The organism is Allobosea lathyri, assembly GCF_900108245.1.
Classification (GTDB): Bacteria; Pseudomonadota; Alphaproteobacteria; order Rhizobiales; family Beijerinckiaceae; genus Allobosea; species Allobosea lathyri.
In genome coordinates this window covers 95,661-121,616 of record NZ_FNUY01000009.1, presented here as the reverse complement: position 1 = coordinate 121,616, position 25,956 = coordinate 95,661, and the positions used below count along the sequence as shown (strand labels likewise).

29 protein-coding genes and 1 pseudogene are annotated in these 25,956 nt (G+C 60.8%); 17 read left to right on the top strand and 13 right to left on the bottom strand.

Going from position 1 to position 25,956, the window contains the following annotated elements; all coding sequences use genetic code 11:
• The first annotated feature begins 2 nt into the window (after positions 1 to 2).
• Entirely contained in the window at positions 3 to 881 is an 879-nt protein-coding gene (locus C4S73_RS20410) for a hypothetical protein (RefSeq protein WP_103874372.1), read from the top strand.
• A 299-nt stretch (positions 882 to 1,180) separates the two neighbouring features.
• Here C4S73_RS20410 and C4S73_RS28340 read toward each other — a convergent pair whose 3' ends face one another.
• The 4 genes from C4S73_RS28340 to C4S73_RS20390 form a co-directional block, all read right to left on the bottom strand.
• Positions 1,181 to 1,354, bottom strand: a complete 174-nt coding sequence (locus C4S73_RS28340) for a hypothetical protein (protein WP_160115852.1) — start codon at positions 1,352 to 1,354, stop codon at positions 1,181 to 1,183.
• Entirely contained in the window at positions 1,341 to 1,520 is a 180-nt protein-coding gene (locus C4S73_RS20405) for a hypothetical protein (protein WP_146071447.1), read from the bottom strand. Before C4S73_RS20405 ends, C4S73_RS28340 begins: the two co-directional genes overlap by 14 nt.
• 625 nt (positions 1,521 to 2,145) lie before the next feature.
• Positions 2,146 to 2,682: a general stress protein gene (locus tag C4S73_RS20395; RefSeq protein WP_103874369.1), complete on the bottom strand. Its 537-nt coding sequence runs from the start codon at positions 2,680 to 2,682 to the stop codon at positions 2,146 to 2,148.
• Between the two features lie 42 nt (positions 2,683 to 2,724).
• Positions 2,725 to 3,018 (bottom strand): PepSY domain-containing protein, encoded by a 294-nt coding sequence (locus C4S73_RS20390; RefSeq protein ID WP_103874368.1) that lies wholly within the window; start codon positions 3,016 to 3,018, stop codon positions 2,725 to 2,727.
• Positions 3,019 to 3,177: 159 nt separating this feature from the next.
• On the opposite strand from C4S73_RS20390, the gene C4S73_RS20385 reads away from it, so the two are divergent.
• The 3 genes from C4S73_RS20385 to treY all read left to right on the top strand — a co-directional run bounded on the left by C4S73_RS20385 (position 3,178) and on the right by treY (position 7,173).
• A complete protein-coding gene (locus C4S73_RS20385) occupies positions 3,178 to 3,681 on the top strand; it encodes a YciE/YciF ferroxidase family protein (protein WP_103874367.1) in 504 nt (167 codons plus the stop codon).
• A gap of 229 nt (positions 3,682 to 3,910) precedes the next feature.
• Positions 3,911 to 4,459: a DUF1345 domain-containing protein gene (locus C4S73_RS20380; RefSeq protein WP_160115851.1), complete on the top strand. Its 549-nt coding sequence runs from the start codon at positions 3,911 to 3,913 to the stop codon at positions 4,457 to 4,459.
• Positions 4,460 to 4,554: 95 nt separating this feature from the next.
• Entirely contained in the window at positions 4,555 to 7,173 is a 2,619-nt protein-coding gene (gene treY, locus C4S73_RS20375; protein ID WP_103874365.1) for a malto-oligosyltrehalose synthase, read from the top strand.
• Between the two features lie 115 nt (positions 7,174 to 7,288).
• On the opposite strand, the gene C4S73_RS20370 is transcribed toward treY, so the two are convergent.
• The 4 genes from C4S73_RS20370 to C4S73_RS28740 form a co-directional block, all read right to left on the bottom strand.
• The gene (locus tag C4S73_RS20370; protein ID WP_280177615.1) at positions 7,289 to 7,714 is read right to left on the bottom strand and encodes a 4-alpha-glucanotransferase; all 426 of its coding nucleotides are present in this window, start codon (positions 7,712 to 7,714) and stop codon (positions 7,289 to 7,291) included.
• Positions 7,715 to 7,787: 73 nt separating this feature from the next.
• Positions 7,788 to 8,273 (bottom strand): pyridoxamine 5'-phosphate oxidase family protein, encoded by a 486-nt coding sequence (locus C4S73_RS20365; protein ID WP_103874363.1) that lies wholly within the window; start codon positions 8,271 to 8,273, stop codon positions 7,788 to 7,790.
• 736 nt (positions 8,274 to 9,009) lie between these two features.
• A complete protein-coding gene (locus C4S73_RS20360) occupies positions 9,010 to 10,449 on the bottom strand; it encodes an IS1182 family transposase (protein ID WP_103874362.1) in 1,440 nt (479 codons plus the stop codon).
• A gap of 555 nt (positions 10,450 to 11,004) precedes the next feature.
• Complete coding sequence (locus C4S73_RS28740; protein WP_244595697.1) at positions 11,005 to 11,604, bottom strand: hypothetical protein; 600 nt, start codon at positions 11,602 to 11,604, stop codon at positions 11,005 to 11,007.
• A 781-nt stretch (positions 11,605 to 12,385) separates the two neighbouring features.
• Here C4S73_RS28740 and C4S73_RS20350 point away from each other — a divergent pair.
• From C4S73_RS20350 to C4S73_RS20340, 3 genes are read left to right on the top strand one after another with little or no spacing between them, the layout of a single operon-like run.
• Complete coding sequence (locus tag C4S73_RS20350) at positions 12,386 to 13,126, top strand: ATP-binding cassette domain-containing protein (RefSeq protein ID WP_103874361.1); 741 nt, start codon at positions 12,386 to 12,388, stop codon at positions 13,124 to 13,126.
• 20 nt (positions 13,127 to 13,146) lie between these two features.
• Positions 13,147 to 14,172 (top strand): ABC transporter permease, encoded by a 1,026-nt coding sequence (locus C4S73_RS20345; protein WP_103874466.1) that lies wholly within the window; start codon positions 13,147 to 13,149, stop codon positions 14,170 to 14,172.
• 39 nt (positions 14,173 to 14,211) lie between these two features.
• Complete coding sequence (locus C4S73_RS20340) at positions 14,212 to 15,225, top strand: sugar-binding protein (RefSeq protein WP_103874360.1); 1,014 nt, start codon at positions 14,212 to 14,214, stop codon at positions 15,223 to 15,225.
• Between the two features lie 158 nt (positions 15,226 to 15,383).
• Here the strand turns inward: C4S73_RS20340 and C4S73_RS20335 are convergent, their stop codons facing one another.
• Entirely contained in the window at positions 15,384 to 15,563 is a 180-nt protein-coding gene (locus tag C4S73_RS20335) for a hypothetical protein (protein ID WP_200828064.1), read from the bottom strand.
• A 102-nt stretch (positions 15,564 to 15,665) separates the two neighbouring features.
• Here C4S73_RS20335 and C4S73_RS28735 point away from each other — a divergent pair.
• Both C4S73_RS28735 and C4S73_RS20325 read left to right on the top strand, forming a co-directional pair.
• Positions 15,666 to 15,785, top strand: a pseudogene (locus C4S73_RS28735) (LysR family transcriptional regulator); the annotation flags it as partial.
• Between the two features lie 348 nt (positions 15,786 to 16,133).
• Positions 16,134 to 16,319: a hypothetical protein gene (locus tag C4S73_RS20325; protein ID WP_103874359.1), complete on the top strand. Its 186-nt coding sequence runs from the start codon at positions 16,134 to 16,136 to the stop codon at positions 16,317 to 16,319.
• 23 nt (positions 16,320 to 16,342) lie between these two features.
• On the opposite strand, the gene C4S73_RS20320 is transcribed toward C4S73_RS20325, so the two are convergent.
• From C4S73_RS20320 to C4S73_RS28335, 3 genes are all read right to left on the bottom strand, one after another.
• Positions 16,343 to 18,430 (bottom strand): ATP-dependent helicase, encoded by a 2,088-nt coding sequence (locus C4S73_RS20320; RefSeq protein ID WP_103874358.1) that lies wholly within the window; start codon positions 18,428 to 18,430, stop codon positions 16,343 to 16,345.
• A gap of 461 nt (positions 18,431 to 18,891) precedes the next feature.
• Positions 18,892 to 19,368, bottom strand: a complete 477-nt coding sequence (locus tag C4S73_RS20315) for a Ros/MucR family transcriptional regulator (protein ID WP_103874357.1) — start codon at positions 19,366 to 19,368, stop codon at positions 18,892 to 18,894.
• A gap of 489 nt (positions 19,369 to 19,857) precedes the next feature.
• Positions 19,858 to 20,028 (bottom strand): hypothetical protein, encoded by a 171-nt coding sequence (locus tag C4S73_RS28335; RefSeq protein ID WP_160115850.1) that lies wholly within the window; start codon positions 20,026 to 20,028, stop codon positions 19,858 to 19,860.
• Positions 20,029 to 20,164: 136 nt separating this feature from the next.
• Here C4S73_RS28335 and C4S73_RS20310 point away from each other — a divergent pair, with 136 nt between their 5' ends.
• The 3 genes from C4S73_RS20310 (at position 20,165) to C4S73_RS20300 (ending at position 21,140) form a co-directional block, all read left to right on the top strand.
• Entirely contained in the window at positions 20,165 to 20,425 is a 261-nt protein-coding gene (locus C4S73_RS20310) for a hypothetical protein (RefSeq protein WP_103874356.1), read from the top strand.
• Positions 20,426 to 20,428: 3 nt separating this feature from the next.
• Positions 20,429 to 20,869 (top strand): hypothetical protein, encoded by a 441-nt coding sequence (locus tag C4S73_RS28330; protein WP_103874355.1) that lies wholly within the window; start codon positions 20,429 to 20,431, stop codon positions 20,867 to 20,869.
• A 70-nt stretch (positions 20,870 to 20,939) separates the two neighbouring features.
• A complete protein-coding gene (locus C4S73_RS20300; RefSeq protein WP_103874354.1) occupies positions 20,940 to 21,140 on the top strand; it encodes a hypothetical protein in 201 nt (66 codons plus the stop codon).
• Positions 21,141 to 21,146: 6 nt separating this feature from the next.
• Here the strand turns inward: C4S73_RS20300 and C4S73_RS20295 are convergent, their stop codons facing one another.
• The gene (locus C4S73_RS20295; protein WP_103874353.1) at positions 21,147 to 21,383 is read right to left on the bottom strand and encodes a hypothetical protein; all 237 of its coding nucleotides are present in this window, start codon (positions 21,381 to 21,383) and stop codon (positions 21,147 to 21,149) included.
• 57 nt (positions 21,384 to 21,440) lie between these two features.
• Between C4S73_RS20295 and C4S73_RS28730 the strand changes: the two genes are divergently transcribed.
• The 5 genes from C4S73_RS28730 to C4S73_RS20270 all read left to right on the top strand — a co-directional run bounded on the left by C4S73_RS28730 (position 21,441) and on the right by C4S73_RS20270 (position 25,854).
• Positions 21,441 to 21,878: a methyltransferase gene (locus C4S73_RS28730; RefSeq protein ID WP_342210587.1), complete on the top strand. Its 438-nt coding sequence runs from the start codon at positions 21,441 to 21,443 to the stop codon at positions 21,876 to 21,878.
• A gap of 217 nt (positions 21,879 to 22,095) precedes the next feature.
• Positions 22,096 to 22,587 carry a DUF1236 domain-containing protein gene (locus C4S73_RS20285; RefSeq protein WP_342210584.1) on the top strand — a complete coding sequence of 164 codons (492 nt, stop codon included), beginning with the start codon at positions 22,096 to 22,098 and terminating at the stop codon, positions 22,585 to 22,587.
• A gap of 90 nt (positions 22,588 to 22,677) precedes the next feature.
• The gene (locus C4S73_RS20280; RefSeq protein WP_103874351.1) at positions 22,678 to 22,929 is read left to right on the top strand and encodes a hypothetical protein; all 252 of its coding nucleotides are present in this window, start codon (positions 22,678 to 22,680) and stop codon (positions 22,927 to 22,929) included.
• A gap of 59 nt (positions 22,930 to 22,988) precedes the next feature.
• On the top strand, positions 22,989 to 24,887 hold the full coding sequence (locus C4S73_RS20275; RefSeq protein ID WP_103874350.1) for an AI-2E family transporter: 1,899 nt from the start codon (positions 22,989 to 22,991) through the stop codon (positions 24,885 to 24,887).
• Positions 24,888 to 25,227: 340 nt separating this feature from the next.
• On the top strand, positions 25,228 to 25,854 hold the full coding sequence (locus C4S73_RS20270) for a tyrosine-type recombinase/integrase (RefSeq protein WP_103874349.1): 627 nt from the start codon (positions 25,228 to 25,230) through the stop codon (positions 25,852 to 25,854).
• Positions 25,855 to 25,956 lie beyond the last annotated feature (102 nt).

Sequence of the window (25,956 nt, the reverse complement as noted above, 5' to 3'; positions counted from 1 at the left end):
AGATGACCCATATCAACGAAGTTCAGCCGGCCCCGACCCGTCAAGTTCATGCGCACTCCTATCTGGAGTGGGCTCCGATCTTTGGTGGTGCAGTGCTTGCCGCCGCAATATCGACGATCATGGCGACGTTCGGCTCGGCACTGGGCCTCTCGCTTGTGTCGGCCGACCCGGCGCGAAGCACGAGTGTAACTGTCCTGGCTATCGTCGCCGGGCTTTGGGCATTGTGGATTGGCGTGTCGGCATCTGCTGCCGGCGGATATCTGGCTGGTCGCATGCGTCGACCGGTTGGCGACGCGAGCGCCCACGAGCGCGACGTGCGCGACGGCACACATGGACTGGTCGTTTGGGCCACAGGTGCGCTGCTGGTCACGCTGCTCTCGACGTCATCATTGCTTGGCGCCGCCAAGACTGCAGCTCAAGGCATCGCGTCGGCAACCTCAGGCGCTGCGAGTTTGATCGCTCAACAGGCCGACCCAATGGCCAGCGCCGTTGACAGCATGATGCGCTCGACTGCCCCGGCAGAGGCCAACGGATCCGACAGCCGAGAGAGCACGTCCCGCATTTTCATCAACGGGCTGAGGTCAGGGTCGCTGAATGCTGCGGACCGCGACTATCTCGCAACGCAATTGGCGACCCGCACGGGCATCGCCAAACCGGACGCCGAAAAGCGAGTTGATGAAACTTTCACGAAACTGACGCAGGCCAAGGAGACAGCGAAGCAGACCGCAGAGAAGGCTCGGAAAATGGGCGTTCTGACCGCGTTTCTGACCGCTGCCGTGCTTCTCGTTAGCGCTGCTGCGGCCTGGATGGCAGCTATGCTGGGCGGCAAGCATCGCGACGAAGAAATCGATCTCAGCCACATTATCGGCCGGCGATCATAGTTCCAAAGCAAACCCCGATGCTGTTGCAACAAGTGCCGTTGCGACAGCGTTGGGACCCATAATAAGCCGCTCTTGGACCAGGCTGGAGCGAAGGGCATGGCGGTGGCTAGAGCGACGCTTTCTCGCCCTCGTAGCCAGTGTTTATCCAGCGAAGTTCGTTTCCGGCGGCTTGGACCCATTCGGTCTGATCAACACCGCCAAAACGCTATCGGTCAACTCTGAAGCGCTGATCCATCTTTGGGTTGCGCTTAGCCTGGCAGGCGGATGGCTGCATCCGATTGTATGAGGGCGCAATACTCTTACTCGTCATCATCCTCGTGTCGGGCTTCCCATTTCTCGACCGCCTCGATCAACCCGAATAGCTCGGCCTCTTCCTCCGACCCGCTCGGAGGATTGCCAAGTTCGGCAATCCGCTCTGTTGCGCGCTCATAGTCATCCGGGCATCGGACAATAGCTTTTTTAATCTCGATCACTCGCCATCTCCCTGGTGAGAGCGGGATGGTTGCGGGTTTCGTAAACGACCATCGCCGCGTTGATTTCGAAAAACTCGTCCTGATCGGGACCGTCGGCAGGGTTTTCTCCAAGCTCCTTCAACCGTTCGATTGCGGCTTGGTACTCGTCGCTCGTTTGAATCGTCATCATATTGTCTCGCCCGCTCGCCCCCGTTTGATTGAAGCAACAGTTGGGGACGCTTATCGTTCCTGTCCATCTGCCATGTCTCGCTGCATCGACAATGTGGCGCGCAGACCCGTAACGGCGGCGGTCAGGTCCACTCAGGTCGCACTATCGAATTCACTTCCGTTCGACAGCGAACCGCCCCGCTTTGTTGGAGGCCCAACTTCTGAGAGGATGGGGCTATGACGAACAGGACGGCGAACAGTTCGCGGCCGAGATCCGCGCGCGCCTGGTACGGATGGTGCTGGATCACGAGGCCGAGCTCCCGTCGCGCTAGGCGGGCGGCGATCTTGTCCATCGCGGGCAGGATCGGCTGCACAGCGCAGACGCTGAACGAGTGGTGAAAAGGCCAGGTCGACAGTGGCCTCAGCCCCTGGACCAACGATGGACGTGGCGTCAAAGCTCGATGCGCATTCACCTGTCGCGCGAACTCGACCCCGACAGCGGTTATGATCGCCTTCGGCATAGACTGCGGACGGAGGTGCTGCGAAAACGGTGTCGCCTTAAACAGAGGACTGATTGCCCGCATCCAGTCGCAGTAAAGCCTCCAGGACGGGTCCTGAAGGCTTTACGTAATGCAGGAGGCTGATCAGATCACGGTCGACTTGTAAGGTTCGGCCTTCTCGTCGAAGCGGTTCCAGCCCTCGGCGCGGTATTGCGCGAGGCGAGAATCGCGGTCGATGGGCGAAGCGCCATCCATGATCGATTCCACGGTGGCAGCATGCTCATCGGCCGCTTTCACCGAGACGACAGTCCCGCCACGACGAACCGTTTCCGCATGGTAGTTGGCATCTTCCTCGCTGAGCCCGGCGCTCGTCAGGGAGCCGACCAAGCCACCGGCGGCCGCTCCGGCAACGGCGCCTGCGGCCGTAGCGGCAAGCCAGCCGGCAGCGACCACCGGCCCAACCCCTGGGATCGCCAGAATGCCGAGGCCAGCGAGAAGGCCAGCCGCGCCACCGACGCCTGCGCCGATTCCGGCTCCCTCGGCCGCATTGCTATCCTTGGCGCGCTCGTCCCGGCCCACCACGCTGATGTCGGAGCCGGAAATGCCGGCAGCCTCCAGGTTTTCGACAACGGCACTGGCGGTTTCGTAGTTGTCATAGGAACGCGTGATCGTGCGGGTCATGTGTATATCCGAAATTTTTGGGAACTGGGAATAGAAAGTGACTCAGTTGCGGACGATGTTGCCGCGATAGTCAACGGACACGTTCACCTGCGCACCACTACGCGTCGCAGTGCCCTTCCAAACGCCGCTGTCGTCCTTCTTCAGGGCCATCACGTTCGAATAGCCGTTGGCTTCAAGGCGGCTCTTGGCCTGGCCCTCGGTGAAGCTGTTGGCACCCGGAAGCGGGGCGGTGGCGTCAACCGGCGAATTGGGAGTTGGCGCGGTGGTGGACGTTTGGGCCATTGCGCCGAAAGAGGTCGCCGAGGCTATCAAGGTGGCGATGAGCAGCTTCTTCATTGTCGTTCTCCGTAGGCCGCGGACAAGCCGCTGATGCCCAGCAAAACGGCGCGCTGCACAAAAGAGTTCCAGAAATAAACTGGTGGATTGGAACGGAACACGCAGGGCGCGGCCCAGTTGAGTCCCGCGTTCCTTCACTCACCGCCGGGAGATATTACGATGGCCACGACATCCAAGCCACTCGATGAGCTGTTCCACGACATGCTCAAGGACGTCTATTACGCAGAGAGGCAAATCCTGAAGGCTCTTCCGAAGATGGCCAAGGCAGCGAAATCACCGGAGCTCAAGAAAGCCTTCGAAACACATCGGACGGAGACCGAAGGGCAGGTCGAGCGCCTGAGCGAAGTGTTCGAGATTATCGGAAAGGCCCCGCGCGCCAAGACCTGCGACGCCATCCTCGGCATCCTCGAGGAGGGCAAGGCGGTCATGGAAGACTACGCCGACAGCCCTGCCCTCGACGCCGGTCTCGTCGCCTCGGCACAAGCCGTCGAGCACTACGAGATGGCGCGCTACGGTACCTTGAAGGCATGGGCCCAGCAGCTAGGCCACAAGGACGCCGTGACCCTGCTCGCTGCGACACTCGCCGAAGAGACAAAGACGGACGAAGCACTCACTCAGCTGGGTGGCCCGGCGAACCTGGCTGCCGTTGCCAAGGCCGCCTGAGCACGACCAAATGCGCCCCGGCAGCCCGAACGTTGCCGGGGCGATTTCTAATGCGAAGATTGATATACAAAGCAAAATCTGAGCCGCACTGCTCTTCAGGCGACCTTCCAAGGCGGTTATGAGAATCCTTCCCAAGGCTCTGCTTGTCCGCCCGAGACTGTTGATTGCGCTGGGTGCCATCGCGATTTTCGCAGTTCTGATGCCCAGCGACTGGCGCTGGACGACGCGTATGCTGATCGCCTGGGACGCGGGCGCAGTGCTCTACCTTGTCCTGCTATCAATCACGATGTTTCGAGAAGGCGTAGCCGAGATCAAGACACGGGCGGCTCGGCAGGATGAGGGCGCACTGGCAATACTGATCATCGCCTGTCTTGCGGCTGGAGCCAGCGTTGCCGCCATCGCCGTACAGTTGGCAGGGCTGAGCAATGTGCCTGGCGCTGGGCGAGCCCCGCATTTGGCCCTGGGGGCTTTCACGATCCTCTGCTCCTGGACGCTCGTGCATGCGTTCTTCACCTTGCACTATGCACACGCTTATTATGGCGACAGCGGCAAGGAGGTGGGCCTGGATTTCCCGGGTGATTCAGAGCCCGATTACGTCGATTTCCTGTATTTTTCCTACACGATCGGCTGCACCTCCCAAACCTCGGATGTTGGTGTCACCACACGGGAAATCCGAAGTGTCGTCCTAGCGCATTCAATTCTCGCCTTCTTCTTCAACACGAGCATTCTGGCATTCGGCATCAATGTCGGCGCATCGCTGATATCCGGCGGGTCTTGAGCCCGTTAGGCGGCAACGTTCTCGGGCGGAACAAGCACCGCCATTCGTCGTTCAAATTGCGGTCGTCTTCGCGGCTGCAAACTTGAAAGCCGATCATGACGAACGCGCCAACGCATTCCTTTTCAGTATCGAAATCGACTCCAAATTCTACCTATCGCCTGCAGTTCCACAAAGGTTTTCCATTTTCGGCCGGACGGGACCTAGCCGCCTATCTCGAGGAACTTGGCGTCAGCCATATCTATTCCTCGCCCATCCTGACGGCGCGGGCGGGCTCGATTCATGGCTATGACGTGGTCGACTACGACGCGATCAACCCTGAGCTCGGCGGAGAGCCGGATTTTCGCTCCATGGCGAAAGCTTTGCGCGATCGGAACATCGGCATCATTCTCGACATCGTGCCCAACCACATGGCGGTTGGCGGTGCGGACAACAAGCTCTGGCTGGATCTGCTTAAGCACGGCCGCAACAGCGCCTATGCCTCCTGGTTCGACGTAGACTTCGATTGTCCTGACCTGGAGCTGAGCGGAAAGGTTCATGCCCCCTTTCTGGGGACGCCACTTGGCGAAGCGCTCGCGTCGAACGAACTCTCGCTCGTCGCGCATGGCAGCGGTTACGCCGTGAGTTACGGCGAGCATCTCTTCCCGATCCGGCCTGAAGATGAGGCGGACATTTCGAAAGCCGGTCTTGCTGCCTATGACGATGCCAATCTCCTCGAGACATTGATCGCGCGACAGAATTTCGTCCTCGACTGGTGGCGCAATGCCGGTGACCGCATCAACTGGCGTCGATTTTTCGATATCACCCAGCTTGCTGCGGTGCGCATGGAGGAACCGGCGGCCTTTGCAGCCAAGCATGCGGTTGCACTGCGCCTCTATCGCGAAGGCCTGATCGACGGTTTGCGGATCGACCATATCGATGGGCTTGGCGACCCTGCCGGCTATTGCCTCGAATTGCGCCGCCAGCTGGATGATCTGCAACGGCAGCGGCCGCAAGAGTTGAGGACAGAGCGGGCCTGGCTGCTCGTCGAAAAGATTCTGGCGCCAGGCGAGCATATTCCGACTGGCTGGGACGTGGACGGGTCGACTGGCTACGATTTCATGGACCAGGTGTCCGCTTTCCAGCATGAAAGCGCCGCAGATTCTGAATTGGCCGAGCACTGGGCCACGATCAGCGGCCGGACACGGGATTTTCACGGCGAAGAGGAAATCGCGCGCCACCAGATATTGTCCCACAGCTTCGATGGCCAGCGCGAGCGCCTGATCGACGCATTGGTGGAAGCGGGGTGCGAGCATCGCGACGGCGAGGGCTTCACGCGCGCGGCGCTGCGGCGAGCCGTCACCAGCCTCATAGCTCAATTGCGGGCCTATCGAAGCTATGCGACTGGCCGAGATGACAGCGTTGGGCCGGGCGCGCCCTTCGAGGCCGCCCTGCGAGCGGCCTTGGCCGAACCGCTCAACGACCCTCCTGCCCTGCACTTCATAGCCTCCGTGCTTGCCGGCAAGGGTACTGAAGCCATGCGACCCGCGCGCGTAAGGGCAATCCGGCTCTTCAATCAACTCACGGCACCGCTTGCTGCCAAGGCTGTCGAAGACACCGCGTTCTATCGCCATGGCCGCCTTCTCTCACGCAACGATGTGGGATTCGATGCCGGATTGCTGGGGCTTCAGGGCCAAGAATTTCACGCGCTGATGCAGGCGCGTGCGGAACTGACGCCGCGCGCGATGTTGGCGACGGCGACGCATGATCACAAGCGCGGCGAGGATGTTCGCGCCCGTCTGGCGGTGGTCAGCGAGATGCCCCGAGAATGGATTGCCGCAACACGGCGCTGGAAAGCGCTAAACGCGGCAATTCGACCTGCGCAGTTCGATCCGGGCGACGAGTACATGTTTTATCAAATGCTTATTGGCGCCTGGCCACTTAGCTTGAAGGCCCGGGATGCTGCGGGGCTTTCGGAATTTGCGGAGAGGCTGGTGGCGTGGTCACGCAAAGCTCTGCGTGAAGCCAAACTTCGCTCTAGCTGGGCCGCGCCCGACATTGCCTACGAAACGATCGCGGCCGAATTCATTGTGGCCGCGCTGACGCCGTCGCGCAGCGCCGCGTTCTTGTCGGAAGCCGAGGCTTTTGTCGGACGCATCGCGGGTCCAGGTGCAATGAATGGATTGGTCCAGCTGGCACTGAGGGCGACCGTGCCGGGCGTCCCTGATACCTATCAGGGAACGGAGCTCTGGGATTTCAGCCTGGTCGATCCAGACAACCGCCGGCCGGTGGATTTCTCGGCCAGACGGATAGCGTTATCGCAGGATCTCAGGCTCGATCTTCTGGCCGACACCTGGCGCGACGGGCGGGTCAAGCAGGCAGTCCTGCGCAAGCTCCTCACCTTTCGCCGATCAGAGCCCGAGCTATTCTTGGCAGGCGGTTATGAGGCGCTGGCAATCCAGGGCGAGCGTGCTGACAGTGCAATCGCTTTCATGCGCCGACACCGAGACAAGGCGCTCCTGGTTGTCGTGGCCCGGGCCTGCTCTGAGGGGATGAGTGCGACTGAGCGACTTGTACCCGATCAAAGCTGGTGGGCCGATACGGCCATCGACTTGGCCGAGCCGGCGGCGAAAACGAGCGCTATCATCGGGCCGGAGATTGCGGGCGCGGTCCAGCTCTCTGTGGGGCAGATGCTACCCGTGGTCCCCCTGGGCGTCTGGGCACTTCAATACAGCTAGGACTCATTTTTCAGGACTTCGCGGGGGCGCAAGGTGACCAAGCCGATGGCGAACCGCCTCGTCGTCCAACAGAGTTCCAGCGTCGCCGTCAAGACGGTGGCGCCAGTTTGGCTTTTCAGTCGTGGTGCCAGGAACGTTCGGTGGGCCTCGATGCCCAGCGCATCCTCGATGGATAGCAATTTGAGAGTGCATGGCGCCTTGGCGATGAAGCGTATTGCGGCATCGACGACAGGCAGGGTGTTCGGTGCAGTGCGCTGGCCATCGACAAGGTGGTCAAACCCCAGCTTTGCCCCTCCGCGGAATAGTAGTCTGGCGGAGCCCCGATGCTGAGACCACCGAGCACTTCATGCTGGCGACTCCATCCATGACTGCCTCCATCCATTCCGATGGCGAGGTCGGCAATTAGCCCCACCTTCATACCGCTCTCGCGGCAGACGCGCTGGGCCTCACCATAAGATCGCCCGGTCAGCCACTGCAGGAAGACCCGGCCGCACACGTCAATGGGAGCGCGAGCCGAAAAGTGCGCACACTCGCTTGACACATTTGCGGACAAGATAACCCTGCCAGGTCTCCCTGGCAGGCTTCAAATCACGACTCCATAGTGACTAGTCCCGTCAACTAAAGCTGACCTCGGCGACGTTGTCCTTGTAGTCCTGCTTGGGATCGACCCCGAACAGTATCTTGATGCTGGCCAGGAGGTTGTTGGCATTCTCCCAGATTTCCGCATGCTCGGGATCGAATCGCAGCAAGGCGAGGTTGGGATCGTCCTCGCCCTGTTCGAACCAGGCTGCGATGAAGCCGTTCCAAAGCCGGGCGATCACCTCCCTATCCATATCGACAGATAGTTTTCCTTCGACCGATGCGAACAGATCGTGTCCTTTCGACACCAAGCTGAAGGCTGCGGGCTTGCCTTGGCTAAGCGCCTTGACGATCTCGGTGTCGCGCGAGGCGAAAAACCATATCGGCCCGTGCTCCCCTTCGATTTGCGCGGTCATCGGGCGCGTGTGACCTCGTTCGGATTTTGAAAGGCCCAACATCACGGTCATGTCGGACTTCAACGTTTTCCAGAGCTTCGCCTCAAGTTCGGCTGGTGTCGGCATTGGTTCCTCCTCGGACTTCAATGCGCAAGGAACGACTGGCCGATCGCGCGGTTCCGAAAAGAAGCAGCCGCCGCCCCAAGTACCCTCACATTTCAGGTTGTCTCGCGGATCTACCGCTGCGTCGTGACCGGCCCGTCGATGGTGGGCGCCTCATCGGATTCAGGCTATTCGGCGTCGGGATTGATCTGAGTGTAGAGGAATGTGTTACTTTACGGCCTCCGTTAGCGAAGCCGCATTCAAGTCGCGTATTTCGGCACCCTCGGCACCGCGGAGCCGTTCCAATACGAAACTTGGGAACGACGCGGCCGCCGCCCCTGTTGTCAGTGCACCCGGCGGCGGTTTTCGAGCTTGGCAGTTTGCTCGATGAAGAGCGAGGCATATTGTTGCCGCGATTGTAGGTCGAGTTCTGGACGACGCCCGGCACCACCGGGCGTCGCTCGTCCTCCAAAACAGAATCGAACGCGAAAGCCGGCAGCGAGCAATCTGAGTAGTTCCGGGACTTCGCAGCGTCGCCAGTTATTTATTGCGCAGCGTCGTCGGTGAATTTCTTGCGAGTGTGAATGGTGCCGCTTGGCACCAAAAGCTTGCCTTCGGTTCCCGCCGGCCCGCCCTCCCCTCCTGCGCTCAGGAACTCATTGATCTTGAGCAGGAAGCTTCCGAATCTGGTCGAGACTGTGTGCAAACGCGCTGACGGCGTTTGAGCGGCGAGCGGCTTGAACGCGTGACGCGATAGGGTTTAGGCGCGGATCGCTTCGATCAGCGGCCGGGTGCCGATGATGGCGATGACGCGCTTGAGGTTGTAGGCCAGGACGTTAAGGCCGATCTCGGTCTTCACGTTGGGCAGGCGCTTCGTCAGGAAGTGTGTGGCCCCCATCCAGGCCTTGATCGTGCCGAAGGGGTGTTCGACGAGCCGCCTTCGCAGGCGCATGGCGCCGGGCGTCAGGTCCATCCGCTGCTGAAGGGCGTCGATGAGAGCCTCGTGCTCCCAGCGGGTCACCCGCCGCTCGACGCTGGGTGTGCACTGAGCCTTGAGGGCGCAGGCCTGGCAACTGGCACGATCCCAGTAGCGGTGGAGCGTCATGCCCCGCTCGACCGTGGTCATATGGCGCGGCAGCAGCGCGCCGGATGGGCAGCGATAGACATCCTGCTCGGGCAGATAGACGAAGTCCTGCTTGCCGAACCGGCCCTCCGCCTTGGCGCCGGAGGTCAGCGGCTTGGGCAGATAGGGCGTCACGCCCAAGGCCTCGCAGGAACGGATCTCCTCGCCGGAGAAGTAACCGCGGTCGGCCAGCGCATCGAGCTTTTCCACGCCCATGGCGTCCTTGGCCTTGGCGGCCATGGTTGCGAGCTGTTCGCGATCGCTGCCGGTCATCACCACGTCGTGAGCGACAATCAGGTGATGCGCGGCCTCCACCGCAGACTGGACATTGTAGCCGACGATCCCGCTGCCGCGCCCGCTGGTGGCCATCGAGCGAGCGTCCGGATCGGTCAGCGAGACCTGTCCGTCCGGTGCCGCTTCGACCCGTGCCTCCATCGCCTGAAGCAACTTCATCTGCTCGCGTAGCCGCTCGACCTTCTCCGTCAGCCGTTCCGAACGCGCCGTGGCGGCCTCGCCTTCCTGGCGGTCGGCCGTGTCGAGGTCGCGCAGGTAGCCGGCGATGTGCTCGGCGACTTGCTCCAGACGCTTCTGGAGCTTGTAGGCCGTGAAGTTCTTGTCGCGGCTGTTCACCGCCTTGAACTTGCTGCCGTCAATCGCGACCAGGGCGCTCCCGAACAGGCCGATCTGACGGCACAGCACCACGAACTGCGCGCAAGCGGCCTGGATGGCCGAGCCATTGTCCTTCCGGAAGTCGGCGATCGTCTTATGGTCAGGCGCCAGTCGGCCGGTCAGCCACATCAGCTCGACATTCCGCTGAGCCTCGCGCTCCAAGCGGCGGCTGGACTGGACCTTGTTCAGGTAGCCGTAGACGTAGAGCTTCAGCAGCGTCGCCGGATGGTAGGCTGGCCGCCCCGTCACCGCCGGCGTCACGCCCTCGAAGCCCAACGCCCCCAGCTCCAGTTCATCGACGAAGACATCGACCACCCGCACCGGGTTCTCATCGGCCACATAGTCGTCAAGACAATCAGGAAGCAGCGTCGGCTGGCGCCGGTCAGAACCTTGGACGAAGCGGCTCAAATCCCACCTCCCGACTGCAACGTCAGGAGTCTAACTCAATAGCGCGTTTTCACACAGCCTCGGCCCATAGCTGACGCTTTCGGCATCCCCTTTCGGGCATCCCGATTTGGCCTACAGCGAGACGCGAAGACTGTCCGTCCCGCAGGGCGTAGTTGAGCGACATTATTCGGTGATCCAGATCGCGCATAAGCTCTCGCCCGGCAAGGTAACAGTCTCAATCCCTCGCTCATCTCCCGAGCATTTTCGTTGTGCAGTCGCGCCGGATAATCTCGATAACAGTCGCGGTGGTGCGCTCAAGATAACTTCGCCCGTCGCTAAGCGCCGTCGGGCTGATGTAGCTCTGCGGCCCGATGTGGGTTGCCAGGGCGAGCGAGTGTACCGTGACCTTCCCGGCGTCCAGCGCCCGGTTCCAGCCGCTGCGTCGCCATAAGCGCCAGCGCTGGACGAAGATTCCTATGCCCACCCGCTCGATCCAGTCGTTCGCGCTGGTGAGCCGGTAAAGGTGGAGCGCATGCGTGAGGTCGTTGGCTCCGTTGTGGAAACCACCGAGCGTGATTAGCCACAGTGAGCGCGAAGCTGGTGGAAAAGCTCCTCGACCGCGCCGGTGGCCACTTGGGCACCACCGCTGTAGCAGAGCAGGACGACTGGCATGCCGCTGGTGGGTTCGTAGCCCGCAAGCTGGAGTTGGTCGGCGATTTGCGACCCCACCGCCCGATTGTAGAGCGGGCGGTACCGTCGGTCGGCAGCCATAAAGGTCTGCATGACGTTATGCAGGAACAGCGTAATGCCCGCGTGCCGCCGGAGCCAATCCCACACGGGACGCCCCATGAGCGGCGCCGCCAATGGCGAATAGGGCTGGATCTGCCCCAGCACGCGCAGCTCAGGTGCATCGGCGATGAGGGCCTTAACGAGTTGGCCGCCGTCGCGCGTGTCGGTGAAGCGGCGCTTGCCGATCCCGTCTAGGTAGACCACGTAGGCGTCTGGCGGCCGCTCTGGATCGGCGCCTCGGGCGTAGGGCACTTCCGACGGGAGCGTGGCGGCAGGTGCGCGCCGGCCGATGGTATAGAGCATTAGCTCGTAGCGAGCGAGCAAGCCCTCGGTAAGCAAGATCGGGCCGATCGCCAGCAGTGTGACGAGCAGGAGATGGTCGCTCACACGTTCTCCTCCCGCGCTCCAGCGATGATCCTCGCGATTAACTGCCGGACCACCTCGACCGTGGCGGCAAGCGCGCCTATCGGCGTCACCGTCGCGCGTCATGACCGACAACGGCTCCGGCTCCAAAGCTCATGCCTGCCGCGATCTCGGCCTGCGCCAGATTCTTCCGGCTTCTGCCAGCGCATGAGCACATATAACCTTCAATCTGCGCGCGCCCCCTACCCCGCGGAATGGCCCGACGAAGGGCTGTCGCGACGATGACGACCAGCTCCAAACCCGGGTCCGGCTCGACCGGGAATCCGACGCTCTCCGCGAGGATGAACCAAAGATCGGGAGGGCGGCCGCGCGTGAATGACGAAGCCGTCTATTGAGCGTAGGATCGTGTTCGGAGCCTTCCGCCGAGAACGCGTTTCGAGGAAATGGGCATGGGGCACGGCAGACGTCCTCGTTGGCGCGCTTATGACAATAGCGGCGCAGGCGGAACTCTGCGCGATCAGCGCGATGCGCCGACATCCACCTCTATCGAGTATTCGGACCCGCGAATTCGGCATCGGCCCAGAAAAGCAATCAATTTTCGAATTAAACTGTTGCAATGACACGCCGATCACTGACCTTCGACGCATCATCAAGTTTTAAATTCCTTATCGATACATAATATCTGTCTTTGGTGGAATTTTGACCATCATAAATTGCAGCAGCTGAAACGAAGGACTTGAGTGACTGCAGCTTGAGCCAGTGCCCGTAGCAGAGGCACGCCTCGAAACAAGGGTGGAATCGACTCATGCCGCTTCTGGAGCTTCAGGGCATCTCAAAGCATTTCGGCGCGATCGAAGCTCTCAAGGGCATCGACCTGGCGATCGATGCCGGCGAGGTCGTCGGCCTGATGGGCGACAATGGTGCCGGCAAATCGACCTTGGTGAAGATTGTCGCCGGCAATTTTCTTCCCTCCGAGGGAGAGCTTCGCCTTGATGGCATCGTCAAGCACTTTCGCAGGCCGGTCGACGCCCGGACTGACGGGATCGAGGTCGTCTATCAGGACCTCGCCCTCTGTGATAATCTGACTGCGGCCGCCAATGTCTTCCTCGGGCGCGAATTGAAACGCCGCATCGGTCCGCTGGTCATCCTTGACTACAAGGCGATGTACGCCCGCGCCGCAGAACTGTTCAAGGAACTGAAGTCGGAGACCCGCCCCCGCGATCTCGTGAAACTGATGTCCGGCGGCCAGCGCCAGGCTGTGGCGATCGCGCGGACACGCCTTGCCAATGCGAAGATGGTGCTGATGGACGAGCCGACGGCGGCGATCAGCGTTCGCCAGGTCGCCGAGGTGCTGGACCTGATCCACCGGCTCAAGGATCGCGGCATCGCCGTCGTCCTCATCAGTCACCGCATGCCGGACGTGTTTTCCGTCTGTGACCGGGTGGTCGTGATGAGGCGAGGACGCAAGGTCGCGGACAAGGCGATTGCGTCGAGTTCTCCTGAAGAGGTGACCGGACTGATCACCGGCGCCATTCAGGCCGCCTGATGCTGCGCAAGGAGCCCTCCATGTCGAGCGACACATTCCGCCCGATCCCGAGCAGTGTCGCCATCGAGGACGTCACGGGCCTGCGGGAGCGGAGCCTCCTGCAGAAGCTGCTCGCGAGCCAGCCGTTCTGGGTGACGATCGCTCTGATCGCCATGATCCTCGTGATGACATGGGATCAACCGGACGCGTTCGCCTCGGCCGACAACTTCTTCAACATCACGCGGAACTTCGCCTTCATCGGCATCATGGCGATCGGCATGACGGCCGTTATCCTCACCGGCGGCATCGATTTATCGGTCGGGTCGATCATGGGGCTCGCCGGCGTCGTCAGCGGACTCGTCCTCCAGGCCGAGGGGCATTGGCTGCTCGCGATCCTCGCCGGCCTTCTCACCGGCGCGGCGGTCGGGGTCGTGAACGGCGTGCTGATTTCCTATGTCGGCCTGCCGGCCTTCGTCGTCACGCTCGGCATGCTGTCGGGCGCCCGATCGCTTGCCATCGTCCTGTCCGAAAACAAGATGATCTACGAATTCGGCCCTTGGGGAGACACCTTCAACGCCATCGGCGGCGGGGCCATCTTCGGCATTGCCAACCCGGTCTGGGTGCTGCTCGCGCTGGCCATCATCTTCAGCATCATCCTGAACTTCACCGGCTGGGGCAATTATCTCTATGCCATCGGCAGCAATGAGAACGCCGCCCGCCTGACCGGCGTGCCGGTCCGGCGGATCAAGCTGCAGGCCTATATCGTCTCAGGCCTGACCGCCGCCCTGAGCTCCGTTCTCATCGTCGGCTGGCAAGGCTCCGCCATCAATGCGCTCGGACAGGGCTACGAATTGCGGGTGATCGCTTCGACCGTGATCGGCGGCGCCGATCTGATGGGTGGCCAGGGCGGAGCCTACGGCGCCGTGATCGGGGCTGCGCTGATCGAGGTGATCCGCAATTCCCTGCTCATGGCCGGGGTCGATTCCAACTGGCAGGGCGCCTTCGTCGGCCTGTTCATCGTATTGGCGGTTCTGCTGCAGCGGATCCGCGGCAAGGGTTCGGCATGAGGAAGACCGGACGACAATAACCACCAGGAGGAGAGGCTCATGAAAACGCTGACTTTAGGTGTCGCCGCGCTCGCACTGCTCGCCGTTGGAGGAGAAGCCCAGTCTCAGGGCAAGAAATACGTCTTCGCCCTGGTGCCCAAGAACATGAACAATCCCTTCTTCGACCAGGCCCGCGACGGCTGCAAGAAGGCCGAGAAGGAACTCAATGGCGCGATCGAGTGCCTTTATATCGGGCCCGGCGAGCATGGCGGCGGCGATGAACAGGTCCAGGTCATCAACGATCTCATTGCCAAGAAGGTCGACGGCATCGCCGTCTCGCCGTCAAATGCGGCAGCGATGGGAAAGGCGCTCGAGGGCGCAAAGAAAGCGGGAATTCCGGTTCTGACCTGGGATTCCGACCTGCTTGCGAAGGACAAGGGCCTGCGCGCCGCCTATGTCGGTACCTATAACTACGACATCGGCGTCAATCTCGCGAAGCTCGTCCAGCAGATCAAGCCGAAGGGTGGCACGATCTGCATCCAGTCGGGTGGTGCGGCGGCTGCAAACCATAACGAGCGCATGCAAGGGATTCGCGATACGCTTGCCGGCGCGAAATCGGCCTCCGCGCCGGGTGCCAAGCTCACCGGCCAGCATGGCTGGACCGAGGCCGCGGGTTGCCCGCTCTATACCAATGACGACTTCCCGCTATCGGTGCAGCAGATGGAGGATACGCTCGGCAAGAACCCCAAGCTCGATGCCTTCGTGCCGACCGGCGGCTTCCCGCAATTCATCCCGCAAGCGTATCGCAAGGTCGCCGAGAAGTATAAGGCCCGCATCGATGACGGTTCTCTTGCGCTGGTCGTCGCAGATACGCTGCCCGTCCAGATGGATCTCCTGAAGGCAGGCCTGTCCAAGGGACAAGTCGGTCAGCGCCCCTTCGAGATGGGCTACAAGACCATGTTCTTCCTGAAGGAAATGAAGGACGGCAAACCCGCCCCGAAGGATCCCACCTATACCGGCCTAGATGTCTGCACGCCGCAGACTGCCGCGACCTGCGTCGGCGCCGGGAGCTAAAGCACCGGCCCGAAAAGTGGATTGCGGTTTTCGGGGCAAAGCCGATGCAATCACAGATGCTTAGCTCGTCATCGGACTGGATACGATATCCGGTCCGATGATCTAAGGCAGGGCGGGATGTCATCCCGCTCTGGCGCTGACTTCGCCCGGGCTCGCAGTCAGCCGCGATACGGAGCCAGGCAGGCGCCCCAGAACAGGCTGGAAAAGTACCGTGTTGGCGGCCCGATCCCGGCAGCCTCCAGCAAGGCAGCGACCTCGTTCTCCGAGGCAGGCGGATCGGCGCCCGGCAAAATCTTGGCGCGCTTTGCCTCGACTTCGTCGGGCCTGGCACCGTGCACGCGCCAGCGCTCTGCCCAGGCCGCCTGCAGCAGAGGTTCGGCAGCATAGGCAAAGCGATTGCCGGCAAGAATGAGAGGAGCGCCGGGCTTCAGCCGTGACGCAAGCTAACCCGTGTTCTGGAGGACTGGATGAAGCCCGTGGCGCCGCTCTGTCTCTATTATCCTGGCCGAAAAAACCCATCTGCCGCGTTCAAAGCATTTATCGATCTTGCTCGCGAATTTACCACTGGCCTGAGAGAGGCTGATGGTCGGTGGGCGCGCCACACTGTCGGCACCAGCGCCGCGTCCTCGCAGTGGCGATGTCTTCGAACCGGTCATGATGCGACCTCAAGCAGTTCGAGCTGACGGGGCAAAGCGCTAGTCAGGGCGCCCCACTGCGAAGCCATCGCGGTGGCATTTCGGTGAAGAAGCGTGAGCGCTCCTTCCAGTGATCAGGGCCGGGTGGCATACGGTGCACGCGCGCCTGCTGGGGCTAAACCAACCCCTGGCAGCAGGGGAGCACCTTGCAAAGGCCACTGCCTGATGGTGCACTAGCTCATCGTCGCCCGCGTCAGAAGGACGGAGAAGTAAATGCCCGAGCATGATCGCGAGGATCTCGACAACCGGATCGCAATCGCCCGCCGAAACATCGCTGAGCTGACGGAGCGGGCAGCCGTTGCATCAGGCGATGCGGCTGAGGAACGGGTGGCCACTAGGATGGAAGAGCAGCAGGCGTTGCTGGACAGCCTCCAAACACAGCGCGAGGCGCTGGGGTAGTTCGTCGTAAATCGGGGCCGCCTTCATCGCCACATGCTCCGCATGCGCGCGGCGACATCGAGTCGGACTGTATTGCTGGATGCGCGGACGTGGCCACCGGCGGGGTTGGTAATGGGCCACGCCGCTTGCTCGAAATGAGGAAGGAGATTGCTCGGGATGAAGCGGGTTCGAGATGCATAGACATGACGGTCGCCTCGCGCCGCTTGCCCGTGCGTGAAAAACCGCTGCGGGATGATCAGTTGAAGATCATCCTTTGCCCTGGTCATGGCCACGTAAAGCAGGCGCCGCTCTTCCTCGATCCCGTCTGTTTCCCCGACCGCAAGATCGATCGGAATACAGCCGTCGACGACATTGAGCACGAAGACCGATTTCCACTCCTGTCCCTTGGCGGAATGGATGGTCGACAGGATCAGATAGTCTTCATCGAGATGGGGTGGTCCTGCTTCATCGCTGGTCGCGTCTGGTGGGTCCAGCGTAAGCTCGGTCAGGAAGCGCTCCCGCGATGGATAGCCTGACGCGATCTGTTCAAGCTGCACGAGATCGGCCCGGCGCGTCGAGAAGTCCTCATGGATTCTCTCAAGATGCGGCTCGTACCAAAGCCGCGCCCGCTCCATCTCGGCAGGCCAGCCGAGGCTGCCCTGACGCAAGACGCCGACTGCTCTGGTGAAATCATCCCAGTCGTCGCCGGCACGGGGCGGCGGCGGCGCGTCGGATAAGGCTCCGATAACGTCGGTGGCGGCGCCGATATGATCAAGCACACGTTGCGCGGAGGTTGGCCCGACGCCAGGGAGCAACTGCAGCAATCGAAAACCCGCGACACGATCTCTGGGGTTCTCGACGAAACGCAGCAGGGCAAGCACGTCCTTGACGTGGGCAGCGTCCAGAAATTTCAGCCCGCCAAATTTCTTGAAGGGAATATTGCGCCGCGTGAGTTCGACTTCGAGCGGGCCGCTATGGTGTGAGGCGCGAAACAGTACCGCCTGTTGCTTCAGCGTCGAACCACCCTCGCGATTCTCCAGCACACGTTCGGCGACGAAGCGCGCCTGATCGGCTTCGTCGCGCACATTGACAAGCCGAGGTTTGGCCGCCGATTCCCGCTCTGTCCAGAGATTCTTCGTGAACCGCTCGCGTGCCAGTTCGATCACACCATTGGCGGCCGTGAGGATTGGCTGAGTGGAGCGGTAATTGCGATCGAGCGTGATGATGTCGGCGGGCGGGCTGAAGATCTGAGGAAAATCAAGGATGTTCCGGATCTCGGCCGCGCGAAAGGAATAGATCGACTGGGCGTCGTCGCCGACCACTGTCAGGCCGCGCCCATCAGGCTTCAGAGCGACAAGGATCGAGGACTGGAGCCGGTTGGTATCCTGATACTCATCGACGAAGAGATGGTCGAAGCGCCCCCCGATGTCGGCCGCGATGTCCGGGTCGCTCACCGCCTGCGCCCAGCACAGCAGCAGGTCGTCGTAATCCAAAACATTCTGCGCCTGCTTGGCCTCGACATAGGCGGCAAACAGCTCTTTGAGCTCCGCAGCCCAGGCCGCGCACCATGGGAAAGATGCGCCAAGCACGGTTTCGATCGGTTGCTCCGCATTCACGCAGCGAGAATAGATCGCCAGGCAGGTGCCCTTCTTCGGAAAGCGCTCTTCGGTCTTCGAGAAGCCGACGTCATGCCGCACCAGATTCATGAGATCGGCGCTGTCTTCACGGTCATGGATCGTGAAACTCGGTTCCAGCCCGAGCTCAGGTCCATAGTCGCGCAGCAGGCGCGCGCCGATACCATGAAAAGTGCCTGACCAGGTCAGGGCGTCCGTCATGACTGCCGCGCCCTCTCCAAGCACGTTCCGCGCGATGCGCTCGACGCGTCGCGTCATCTCTGTCGCAGCCCGCCGGGAAAAGGTCAGAAGCATCATGCGCCGTGGATCGGCGCCGTTCACGATGAGATGTGCGACCCGATGGGCCAGCGTGTTGGTTTTCCCCGATCCAGCTCCAGCGATGACCAGCAGTGGAGTTGGCGCAGAGGTTCCGCTTCCATGCTCGACGGCGCGCCGCTGAGCATCGTTGAGCTTGTCGAGATAGGGCGCTGGACGCGGCGGCGAATCGAGAGCGATCATGCCCCGATTTGACCACGTTTCGTGTTTTGTTCGCAATGGACCCGGCGCGGAGCAGTGCCCATCCGTAGCCGCTACCGTCATCTCCAATTCTGCGACCGGGCGGCGCATGGGGAACTATCGCGTCCCTGAAAGCTCCCTCAATCAGCAGGACGACAGCGACGTATCCCGCCGTGCTGAATGACGAGCGTATCAAGACCAATCCAGCCACCGAGGGTATAGAACACGGAGCCACTGGATACGAGCAAGCGCGTCAGCGACAGAACGAATGCGCGACGCTGGCAGTGACACGAATGACACAATTGACGGCTTGACCGAGTCCGAAGAAGCCGTTCGGCAGGCAGCAGAAGACATCCGAACCGGACAGACGCGAGCCAGCGCGACTGATGAAGTGCCTGTGTTCGACTGGCTTGCCGCCCAAGATCTAGTCGAACTTTGCCACCGGACGTCGGCTGTTCAGAGGATCAGCGCGGCGCCATGGCCTCGGGCGTCCGCTTGGCCGTTGCCTGCTTGGCTAGCTCGACCGGCGGCGGAGGTGCAACAACGGCCTTGCGACCAAGTCCAGCCGCCTTAGCCAATGCCGAGCGAGTCTCGGAATAGGCCGGCGCAACCATCGGATAATCGGCGGGCAAGCCCCATTTCGTCCGGTATTGCTCGGGCGTCAGGCCATATTTGTTGCCGAGATGACGCTTCAGCGATTTGAACGACTGACCGTCTTCCAGGCAAATGATTGCCTCCGGGGTCACCGACTTCCGGATCGAGACGGCAGGGACCAGCGGCGCCGCGGCCGGCGCTTCGGGCTCGCCACCGAGCTTAGATAACGCAGCATGAGTGCTCGCAATCAACGCCGCGAGCTCACCCGCAGGAACATTGTTGTTTGCAACGTATGCCGAGACAATCGACGCCGTCAGGTCGAGGAGCTCTTCGTTATTCTCGGTCATCTCCGGGCCTTTGTCTTGATTTTAAGCGAGGCCAACGCTGCCCGCGGAAGGTGATTAGCCTAGGAAAGGGCGGACGCCAAGTGTTCAAGATTAGAGGCTTGGGCGCCGATCGGGGGTCAAACGGAATGCCGATTCGCATGTGACCTGCTGTGTGCTGATGCTGGGCACCTTCGAAACCCTCAGCCAGAAGGTCTCGAGCGTCTGCTTCACGGCAGAGCATCAATGTCAGCTATTGGCGCAATTCGCCCGGCGCACCTCAATCGCTTCAATGGCTGGCTTGGGTAGCTAGCGGACGCTGGTTGATCCTCGCCGATCAGCTGCGCCAACCTTCGTCGAAAGTCGTGTCGTTATTCCGACGCTTCGAAGTGAAGCGAATTCCGCAATTCTATTTGCGCTTTTCGATCTCGGCCAAATAAGAGCGCACGGCGCGTTCGGTGGAGGTGATGGCTGCTTTATGCAGATACATTGCGCGCGGCTCGGGCTCAGGCCTTAGACTTTCCAAGCCGTGGCCTCATCGCGCGCCATGTCCCATTTCATAAGGGCGCTGACCAATTCGACGAGTTCCGCCGCCGGGGGCGTGCCTTCCTCGCGGTCGGCCAAATTGCGAACCCGCTCGGTCGCGACCTCGTATTCATCAAGGCTGGGAATTGGTGTCGTCATTGGCGTTCTCCTAAGGCCTAAGCGGGTCCTCACCAATTCCGTTCCATGGTCTGGAACAGAGCCCGCTCTGCTCCGTTGAATTGCCACTAGCGCGGTTCGTTAAGGGCGACGGCCACAACATTTAAAGGATTCAGCCATGGAAAACGGCTTCAAGACGATGTCTCAGAGCGCAGATGAAGGTCGCAGTGGAAGCGAACCCAGCGAAGAGGGCCGAGGAAGTGTCGCATCACAGCTGAAGTCGTACGGCGTCGACACGAACCAGATGACCGAAGCTGCGACTGAACGCGCGAGCGAGCTTCAGCAGCTTATCATCGAAGAGATCCGCGCTCGCCCAATGCGAGCCATCGGATGGGCCGCCGCGGCCGGTGTTGTTTTCGGCTTTTGGGCGGCGAAGTAGGTCGTGGGCGCGCTGATCGCATACCTGGCCGCCGAAGCGACAGCGGCCCTGAAACGGAAGGGACTTATCTTTGGCTTGTTGGCCATAGGTGGGTTGATCTCAATTTTTGCGGTCGGTTACGCACTTGACGCCGGGCATAGCGTACTAATGTTCCGCTATGGATCGGTAGCGGCCAGCTTGATTGTTGCCGGAGGTCTGCTGGGGTTAGCCATAGGCTGCCATGTTGCCGCGAAGGTCATTGCTCGGCGACCTCGTATGGTGGAGGCCAAGAAGTTGGCGTCGCCGTACCTTGTTGCTCCCCACCCGGCGCCCTATTCCAAAGAGAGATTGATTGCCGTGGCCGCTGGCTTAGCGGGGGCTGCCACCGCGATAGCGGCGCTCATCAAATTCAAACGCCTTAGGACGCTGCCCCGAGGCAGGTCCGAAATTAGCTACCGCCCATAGGCCAACTCAGCTTGGGCTTCGCCTCGCGCCCACCGCGTTCTGTCTTAACCTCGGGTCTAGGAGAGAGATCATGGATGGTCGGTTGCTAGCGCTGAAACTCAACAAGCAGTTCCCGGGTTGGGACTGGATCGCGGAGGTCGCTGAGAAGGCCGGCGAAACGCGCGACAAGGTCGAGTGGCATTTGCAAGAAGATATGGATCCGCCTGCGAATATAGAGCGCGCCGCGCAGGAACTATTGCGTTCCTCGCTTCCTGAGGATGTCTTCCAGTAGACTTTCTTATGGCGCGGGTGGCTGACGATCCGTCCGACTCAGAAATTGGCTGAACGCCTGTGGGATTTCGACAAATTCTTGATCCTCTTGGGCGAGGTCGAATTCAACCACAGCCTGGGTCAGCTCGTCAAATTCAAGGTCTTCGTCAAACGCTGTTGGATCCGCGAGAAGCTCGGCGGCTCTCAAGATTGCCACCTTGCGTTGCTCGTAGGAGGAAATGCTAAAAGGTGCTGAGCTCGGCATAATAACTCTCCTCTACGCTACTGACGGCAAAGCTAGCCACAGCAACTCGGAGAGTCGATTGCAAAATTTACAGAGTTCGCGACGGAGCCCCGACTTAATCTCCGCGGCCCTCATACTCATGATAGCCGCGGCCGACTGCCGATAGCCACACGCAAAATTCAGCAGGCGGGCCTGACCGACCGGGTAACGGCTGTCGGTGGCGACTTCTTCGCCGATCCATTGCCCACGGCGGACGTCATCACCATGGGGATGATTTTGCACGACTGGAACCTTGAGAAGAAGAAGGTGCTTATTCGGAAGGCGTATGATGCCTTGCCCCCGGGCCGTGCGTATGATGCCTTGCCCCCGGGCGGTGCATTTGTAGTTATCGAGGGCACTCATCGACGATGCAAGACGCGAGAATGCATTCGGTCTGATGATGTCTCTCAACATGCTGAAAGAATTTGGCGATGCCTTCGATTACTCGGGATCGGACTTTGCGGGCTGGTGTCGTGAGGTCGGATTTCGGTACTTCAACATCATCCCGCTGACGGGCCGTCGCGCGCTGCGGTCGCCTACAAATAGCTCGATTGCGATTTGAGTTCGTCGCCCTGGCCCTTGATATTGGCCGAGCGGTTGCTTTTTGGCCGTTTGCCGACCGCTTCGAGATAGCGCGATCCATCGGTTTTGAATTGTTTAGCCGGGCTAAGTCGTTCATTATGAACGGTTATTCATGGAACCTATTTTCTGGCCGCCAGTTTGGATTTGCGGCAGGGGCCACATGAAAGGGAGAAAAACCATGATCAAGAACATTGTTCTCATCGCCGCTCTCGCCATCGTTCCTGCGACCGCATTCGCGCAGTCGAATTCGGGCGCAGCTGGTGGCGCAGCCAGCGGCGCGGCCACCGGTGCTGTCGGCGGTGCCATCGTCGGCGGACCTGCCGGCGCGGCCGTGGGCGCAGTCGGGGGTGCTGCGGCCGGCGCGATCGTCGGAGGTATTGCGGCCGATCACCGGACCGAATTCCGCACGTATGTAAGGGAGCAGAAGGTGCCTTCGGTGGCTTATCGCGAGAAGGTCGTGGTCGGCGCGGTTTTGCCTGACACGGTTACCTATCGCGAGGTGCCGGCGAAGTATGGCAAGACGGAATATCGCTACACCGTGGTCAACGACCAGACTGTCCTGGTTGAGCCGAAGACCCGCCGGATCGTTCAGATCATCGAATGATAGACTGGAGCCCATCCATTATTGGATGGGCTCCTTTCATTTATTCGCCTCGGGGATTTGCCATCCAATAAAGAATTAGGGAGATACACCATGATAAAATCGATTTTGTTCGCCGCTGGTATCGCAGCGACCGCATTCATCGCCGCGCCGGCCCAATCGCAGATTAGGGTCGAAACGAGGATCGATCGGCCTGGCTATGACGGCCCCCGCTATGGGGAGCGGCGAGGGTATGAAATGCGCCGGGTCGAGCGGCGCCGGTTTGATGACTGCCGAATGGTGGAAAAGCGACGCGTCAATCGCTTCGGCGAGGTCGTCGTGAGACGCACACGAATTTGCGGCTGAACATAAAGAGGCAGCGATTCCGTCGCTGCCTCCTTGCACCTGGAATACGGGGCTCGCAGATGTCGCTCGCATCGCCGCAACGCCGACTTACTGCAGAATCCCCAGGTGGGCTTGGGAGCGTCGCAACTTGCGCCTTGATCATTGCAACGCTGTATGTGGGGCGCGAGGTCTTCGTTCCTGTTGCGCTGGCGGTCCTGTTTAGCTTCGTCCTGGCGCCTCTGGTTAAACTGCTCCAGAAGTTTAAACTGCCCCGATCGATCGCTGTAATTAGCGTCGTATTATGCGCATTTGCCATAATTGCGGGCCTGGCGATGGCCATGGTGGGCCAAGCCACACAGCTGGCCGGTGACTTGCCAATTTATCAGAGTACGATGCGTGAGAAGATCGCGTCGCTTAAGGGCTCCGATCCCGGGACGGGTGTGCTCTCACGTGCTGCCGATGTGCTCCAAGACCTTAGTAAGGAGCTCGACAGGCCGAATACCCCGCCGTCAACGCGGCTGCCGTCGGCTGTTCCGGAAACCAGACCCATCCCTGTCGAGATCCACCAGCCCCAACCCGGCGCTCTCGAAACATTGCGCGCTTTTTTGACGCCCCTGATCCAACCGCTCACCACAACCGGCATCGTCTTGATCTTCGTTGTTTTCATCTTGCTCGCGCGCGAAGATCTCAGAAACCGCTTCATCCGGCTAACGGGCACGGATGACCTGCAAAAAACGACAGCTGCGTTCGATGATGCTGCGAAGCGACTGAGCCGGCTTTTTCTGACGCAGTTGTTGGTCAACTGTGGCTTTGGACTGGTCATCGGAATCGGCCTGTGGCTGATTGGGGTTCCCAGCGCCCTCCTTTGGGGCATCCTATCCACGATCCTCAGATTTGTGCCCTATTTGGGCGCCATACTCTCTGCAATTTTTCCGATCGTGATCGCTGCTGCAGTCGATCCCGGATGGACCATGTTGGCTTGGACGGCCGCACTCTTTCTGATCGCAGAACCCTTGGCTGGCCACGTGGTCGAGCCCCTTGTCTATGGTCGTTCTACGGGGCTTTCTCCCGTCGCCATTATCGTTGCCGCAACATTCTGGACCTGGCTGTGGGGGCCCGTCGGGTTGGTCCTGGCTACGCCCTTGACGGTATGCCTCGTCGTGCTCGGCCGTCATGTCGATCGACTGGAGTTTCTTGATGTTCTGCTGGGCGATCGTCCGCCATTGTCGGCACCGGAGATCTTTTACCAGCGTGTCCTGGCTGGAGATCCTGCCGAGGCTGCTGACAAGGCCGAAGAAGTTCTCAAGGAACGTTCTCTCTCCGCATATTACGACGAGGTAGCCTTGGAGGGCTTGCGATTGGCCGCAGCCGACGTTTCGCGTGGCGTCCTTGACGTAGAGCGCCAGTCGCAGATCCTCGATACGGTTCGTGAGGTTTTGGACGATCTCTCCGATCACGATGATCTGAAACCTACCTCTGGCGAGATGACTCAGGATGCGGAAGCCGGCGCAGCGGTGGACCAGACTGATGAGGCGGAAGGTGCCGCCGACTTGCCCATCCTGTCCGAAGATCAGATCGCCGAGGCTTTCCGTGGAGAGGGACGAATTGTCCTAATCGCCGCGCAGTCTAGCCTCGACGAAGCTGCGGCCTTGATGATAGCCCAGATTCTTGGAAAGCACGGCTTGCTGGCGCGCGCCCTGCCGCCCGATACATTATCGAGTGCAAAGTTGTCGGCGCTTGTCCAATCCGAACCCGCATTAATCTGTCTTTGCTATCTAAGCGGAAAAAGCGGTGCTCACATGCGCTATGCAATCAAGCGCCTACGTCGACGCATGCCATCACTCGCGATCATTCTGGCTTCATTCTCCCCGGAGGCAAATGCGGATGGTCTCGGTGAAGCACTGCTTGCCGATCAAAGCGAGACGACACTCCGCGGCACATGCAAAGCTTGCCTTGATCGAGCGTCTGCCGCTGGTTAGAGCCGGACCGGCGCCCACCGTCATCGGCAATAGCGTGCGAGTGCATTCGACAAGCGTCATCTGATCGTGGCTCAAAAGATTGCTTTGGAACATGCAAGTCCAGCGGTCGCTATGAAGTCCTCAGAGAGGCAAAGCCGTCTGGCAGTAGGCGTGCCAGCACGACCGCTGCTGACGGTCGCGGCTTTCCGGAGCCGGGAACGTCCGCTTCTAGGCAGGGAGCCAACGTCTGCAGATGGCGCAAGCTGCGCTCCTCCTCGCGTATTTCACCACGAGGCGTGAGAGACCCGTCCACATTTGATGGAATTTTCCAGGATGCGGCGTCCCAAGAAGGGGATCTGCCGTGGATATCCAGGCGCAGAACCAAAAGCCTCGTAATGCGTGGAACCTCGGTCGCATCATCGGACCGAAGCCGCCTCTGAAGCCAAAGCACATCTGGGCGTTGCGAACCCGACTTCAGCATGAGGGGCGAACCCGCGATCTCGCCATGTTCAATCTTGCGATCGACAGCAAGCTGCGCGGGTGCGATCTCGTTCGCCTTCGCGTCGCCGATGTCGTCCTCGGAGGCACCGTTCGCCTCCGAACCGCGATCGTTCAGCAGAAGACGGGGCGGCCGGTACCATTCGAACTGACGGACTCAGCCCGCGAAGCGCTTACTGCCTGGCTTAGAATGCGAGGTTCCCGAGAAGACGACTGGCTTTTCCCGAGCCGTAGCCGGCACGGCGATCACATTACAACGCGCCAGTACGGCCGCCTCCTGGACAGCTGGGTAGCGCTGATCGGATTGGATCCAGCGCTCTACGGGACGCACAGTCTCCGGCGAACGAAGGTTGCGCTGATCTATAAGCGCACAGGCAATCTCCGCGCCTGCCAACTTCTTCTAGGCCACACGAAACTGGAAAGCACCGTGCGCTACCTCGGTATCGAGGTCGACGACGCGCTTCTCCTTTCGGAGCAAACGGACCTATGAGCTTTGGCACGGCGGGCTCCCCCCGTGCCCCTTCCGCCGTTCGGCCAACGGCAAAGTCGGGTGGTGAGCGGCCCTTAGCTCAACGCCGGAAAGCGGACATCG

Coding starts and splice junctions, on each gene's coding strand:
- C4S73_RS20410 (WP_103874372.1), top strand. CDS start 3: ATGACCCATATCAACGAAGTTCAGCCGGCCCCGACCCGTCAAGTTCAT.
- C4S73_RS20405 (WP_146071447.1), bottom strand. CDS start 1,520: ATGACGATTCAAACGAGCGACGAGTACCAAGCCGCAATCGAACGGTTG.
- C4S73_RS20395 (WP_103874369.1), bottom strand. CDS start 2,682: ATGACCCGCACGATCACGCGTTCCTATGACAACTACGAAACCGCCAGT.
- C4S73_RS20390 (WP_103874368.1), bottom strand. CDS start 3,018: ATGAAGAAGCTGCTCATCGCCACCTTGATAGCCTCGGCGACCTCTTTC.
- C4S73_RS20385 (WP_103874367.1), top strand. CDS start 3,178: ATGGCCACGACATCCAAGCCACTCGATGAGCTGTTCCACGACATGCTC.
- C4S73_RS20380 (WP_160115851.1), top strand. CDS start 3,911: ATGCTGATCGCCTGGGACGCGGGCGCAGTGCTCTACCTTGTCCTGCTA.
- treY (WP_103874365.1), top strand. CDS start 4,555: ATGACGAACGCGCCAACGCATTCCTTTTCAGTATCGAAATCGACTCCA.
- C4S73_RS20365 (WP_103874363.1), bottom strand. CDS start 8,273: ATGCCGACACCAGCCGAACTTGAGGCGAAGCTCTGGAAAACGTTGAAG.
- C4S73_RS20350 (WP_103874361.1), top strand. CDS start 12,386: ATGCCGCTTCTGGAGCTTCAGGGCATCTCAAAGCATTTCGGCGCGATC.
- C4S73_RS20345 (WP_103874466.1), top strand. CDS start 13,147: ATGTCGAGCGACACATTCCGCCCGATCCCGAGCAGTGTCGCCATCGAG.
- C4S73_RS20340 (WP_103874360.1), top strand. CDS start 14,212: ATGAAAACGCTGACTTTAGGTGTCGCCGCGCTCGCACTGCTCGCCGTT.
- C4S73_RS20325 (WP_103874359.1), top strand. CDS start 16,134: ATGCCCGAGCATGATCGCGAGGATCTCGACAACCGGATCGCAATCGCC.
- C4S73_RS20320 (WP_103874358.1), bottom strand. CDS start 18,430: ATGATCGCTCTCGATTCGCCGCCGCGTCCAGCGCCCTATCTCGACAAG.
- C4S73_RS20315 (WP_103874357.1), bottom strand. CDS start 19,368: ATGACCGAGAATAACGAAGAGCTCCTCGACCTGACGGCGTCGATTGTC.
- C4S73_RS28335 (WP_160115850.1), bottom strand. CDS start 20,028: ATGACGACACCAATTCCCAGCCTTGATGAATACGAGGTCGCGACCGAG.
- C4S73_RS20310 (WP_103874356.1), top strand. CDS start 20,165: ATGGAAAACGGCTTCAAGACGATGTCTCAGAGCGCAGATGAAGGTCGC.
- C4S73_RS20300 (WP_103874354.1), top strand. CDS start 20,940: ATGGATGGTCGGTTGCTAGCGCTGAAACTCAACAAGCAGTTCCCGGGT.
- C4S73_RS20295 (WP_103874353.1), bottom strand. CDS start 21,383: ATGCCGAGCTCAGCACCTTTTAGCATTTCCTCCTACGAGCAACGCAAG.
- C4S73_RS20285 (WP_342210584.1), top strand. CDS start 22,096: ATGGAACCTATTTTCTGGCCGCCAGTTTGGATTTGCGGCAGGGGCCAC.
- C4S73_RS20280 (WP_103874351.1), top strand. CDS start 22,678: ATGATAAAATCGATTTTGTTCGCCGCTGGTATCGCAGCGACCGCATTC.
- C4S73_RS20275 (WP_103874350.1), top strand. CDS start 22,989: ATGTCGCTCGCATCGCCGCAACGCCGACTTACTGCAGAATCCCCAGGT.